The sequence below is a fragment of the Rhodoplanes roseus genome (assembly GCF_003258865.1).
In the GTDB taxonomy this organism is placed as follows: Bacteria; Pseudomonadota; Alphaproteobacteria; order Rhizobiales; family Xanthobacteraceae; genus Rhodoplanes; species Rhodoplanes roseus.
In genome coordinates this window covers 1-2959 of sequence record NZ_NPEX01000465.1, presented here as the reverse complement: position 1 = coordinate 2959, position 2959 = coordinate 1, and the positions used below count along the sequence as shown (strand labels likewise).

The following is a 2959-nucleotide window of genomic DNA, read 5'->3' as shown; positions in this document are numbered from 1 at the left end:
GGAACGACGCCGAACTGATCACAACGGAGCAGTATCAGGACGCCAGTGCGGTGGCCTCGACCTCGACCAGAAAGCCGTAATGGAGCTGCGGCACCGGGACGACGGCGCGGGCCGGGCGGGCCGCGCCGGCCCAGGCGGCGTAGAGCGCGTCGAAGGCCGGCCAGTTGGCGATGTCGGTGACGTAGACGCGCACCTGCACCAGCCGGTCGATGCCGCTGCCGGCGCCCGCCAGCGCCGCCGCGACATTGTCCAGCACCTGCCGGGCCTGCGCCTCGAACGCCGCCTCGTTCAGCTTGGTGCCGTCCGGCGCGATCGGAAGCTGGCCGGCGACGAACACGAAGCCGCCGGCCGTGACGGCGTGCGAGTAGTGGCCGCCGGGCTTGGCCATGCCGGACGGCGCCGCCGCCACGATGTCGCCCGTCGTCGTGTCGCGCGTGATGTCACCAGCCATGAAAGCGTCTCCATGTTCTCGTTGCGCCGTCGCGGTCGACGACGTGATAGAGGTCGAACTGCGTCGCCGTCGCGCAGGCGTGGTTGGGCAGGATACGCAGCCGGGTGCCGACCGGAAAGCGCCCGGCGATGTCGGGATCGGCTGCGCCGTCGCGGCGCGCCACGATGCCGTGCTCCTGGTTGGCGCCGCCGACCACGTAACCGTCCAAGACCGTGCCGGCGGCGTCGCACACGGCGCCGTAGCCGTAGTCGACGCCCTGAGACTGGGTGCCGCGGTCCCGGCTCATCGCCATCCAGCCGGCGTCGGTGATGGCCCAGCCCTTCTCGGCCTGGTGGCCGATCACGGTGGCGAGCACCGACAGCGCGATGTCCTGCGGACGGCACACGCCGACATTGGCCATCACCAGATCGAAGAACACGTAGACGCCGGCCCGCACCTCGGTGACGCCGTCGAGCCGTTGGGCCGACAGCGCCGTCGGCGTCGAGCCGACGCTGACCACCGGGCACGGCAGCCCGGCGGCGCGCAGCCGCGTCGCCGCCCGCACGCAGCCGGCGCGCTCCTGCTCGGCCATGCGGGCCAAGGCCTCGGGCGAGCTCAGCGCGTAGGAGCTGCCGGCGTGGGTGAGCACGCCCGTGAGGGTCGCGCCGCCACCCTGCAGCGTCTCGCCGACGGCGATCAGCAGGTCGTCGTCGGGCGCGACGCCGGAGCGGTGGCCGTCGGTGTCGATCTCGATCATCACCTCGAAGCCGTGCTGCTCGGCGCGGCCGGTGTCGACCACGGCGCGGGCGCCGGCGAGCGAGTCGACCAGGATCAGCAGCCGGCAGCCGGCCCGCCGCAGCGCCAGCACGCGACCGAGCTTTTGGGGCGCGATGCCGACCGCATAGAGGATGTCGTCGAAGCCGGCGGCGAAGAACTCCTCGGCCTCCTTCAGGGTCGACACCGTGATGCCGCGGGCGCCGGCGTCGCGCTGCAGGCGGCCGACCTCGATGCATTTGGAGGTCTTCACGTGCGGGCGCAGCGTCGCGCCCAGCGCCGTCACGCGGGCCTGCATGGCGGCGATGTTGCGCATCATCACGGCGTGGTCGATGACCGCGGCGGGCGTGTCGATGTCGTCGAGGGTCACGGGTCCTCTCAATCCAGCGAGGCGCCGAGCGCCTTCAGGGCCGGCACGTCGCGTGCGATCCCGTCGGCGATCAGCGTCGACACGGCCGCCGGCGCGAGATCGCCGCCGCGCGGCAGGTCGACGCCGACCGCCTGCATCTTGGCCTGCAGGTCGGGCTCGGCGACGGTGGCGCGCAGCGCCGCGTTCAGGCGCTCGACGATGCGGGGCGGCGTGCCCTTGGGGGCGAACAACGCGCTCCACGAGCGGAAGCTCACCTGCGGATAGCCGGCCTTGGCGACGGTTTCGAGGCCGGGGAGCTGCGGCACCGTGTCGTCGCTCAGCACCGCAACGGCCTTGACCTTGCCGGACGTCACCTGCGCCAGCGCGGTGGTCGGCTGGTCGCACATGAAGTCGATATGGCCGCCGACCAGGTCGTTCATGGCGGGCGCGATGCCGCGATACGGCACATGCGTCGCCGGCTGCTGCATGGCGGCGAGCAGGATCACGCAGGCGAAATGCGCGATCGAGCCGACACCGGCGCTGCCATAGGTCGTCTTGGCGCCGTTCTTCGCGATGTGGGCCTTCAGCCCGGCGAGATCGGAGACGCCGAGGCCCGGCCGCACCACCACCAGCATGGGCGCCGTGCCGGCGAGGCCGATCGGCGCGAAGCTGGTCAGCGGATCGTAGGGCAGTGTCTTGTACAGCGCGACATTGGCGATGTGGGTGCCGATGGTGCCGAAGCCGAGCGTGTAGCCGTCCGCCGGCGCCGTCGCGACCTTGCCGAGCCCGATAGTGCCGCCGGCCCCGGCGATGTTCTCCACGACGACGGTGCCGCCGAGCTTCTCGGCCATCCCGTGCGCGACCGCGCGGGCGAGCGCGTCGCTCGGTCCGCCGGCCGGGAACGGCACGACCAGGGTGATGGGCCGGGTCGGGAACGGCGCGTCCTGGGCCGACACCGGCCCGGACGACACCGATGCCGCGGTGAGCGCGAGCGCCGCGGCGAGCGAGACGAGACGGCGGCCGAACGTGATCATGCGAGGGTCTCCAGCCAGGGGACGAGCCGATCCAGCGTCGGCTGCTCGAGATCGGCCTGCGGCGCGCCGTCCGGGCGGGCGAGCCCGACCCGGTTGTGCCAGTAGGTGCGCAGCCCCACGGCCGCGGTGCCGAACAGGTCGTAGCCGGAGCCGGCCACGAAGGCGGCCTCGTGCGGCGCCACGCCGAGCCGGTCGAGCGCCAGGCGATAGGGCCGCGGGTCGGGCTTGTAGAAGCCGGCCTCCTCGGCCGTGACGATACAATCCCAGTCGATCGCCAGCCGGGCGGCCGCGAGCCGGCCGAGCCGCACCGAGCAGTTGGTCACCACGGCGAGACGGGTGCGCCCGGCGAGGCTGTCGAGCGCCGCCCGGGCG

4 protein-coding genes are annotated in these 2959 nt (G+C 73.0%); all 4 read right to left on the bottom strand.

Annotation, left to right across the window (positions count from 1 at the left end; translation table 11 throughout):
• Positions 1–34: 34 nt before the first annotated feature.
• On the bottom strand, positions 35–451 hold the full coding sequence (locus CH341_RS30175; RefSeq protein ID WP_111423176.1) for a RidA family protein: 417 nt from the start codon (positions 449–451) through the stop codon (positions 35–37).
• Complete coding sequence (locus CH341_RS30170) at positions 441–1574, bottom strand: DSD1 family PLP-dependent enzyme (RefSeq protein WP_281023735.1); 1134 nt, start codon at positions 1572–1574, stop codon at positions 441–443. Before CH341_RS30170 ends, CH341_RS30175 begins: the two co-directional genes overlap by 11 nt.
• Positions 1575–1582: 8 nt before the next feature.
• Entirely contained in the window at positions 1583–2587 is a 1005-nt protein-coding gene (locus CH341_RS30165) for a tripartite tricarboxylate transporter substrate-binding protein (RefSeq protein ID WP_111423174.1), read from the bottom strand.
• Positions 2584–2959, bottom strand: a 376-nt coding sequence (locus CH341_RS30160) for an HAD family hydrolase (RefSeq protein ID WP_146604688.1), incomplete at its 5' end; no start/stop codon positions are given. The genes CH341_RS30165 and CH341_RS30160, both read right to left, overlap by 4 nt.

Bases quoted from the DNA above. Each gene is read 5' to 3' on its own strand.
- CH341_RS30175 (WP_111423176.1), bottom strand. From the start codon at position 451: ATGGCTGGTGACATCACGCGCGACACGACGACGGGCGACATCGTGGCG.
- CH341_RS30165 (WP_111423174.1), bottom strand. From the start codon at position 2,587: ATGATCACGTTCGGCCGCCGTCTCGTCTCGCTCGCCGCGGCGCTCGCG.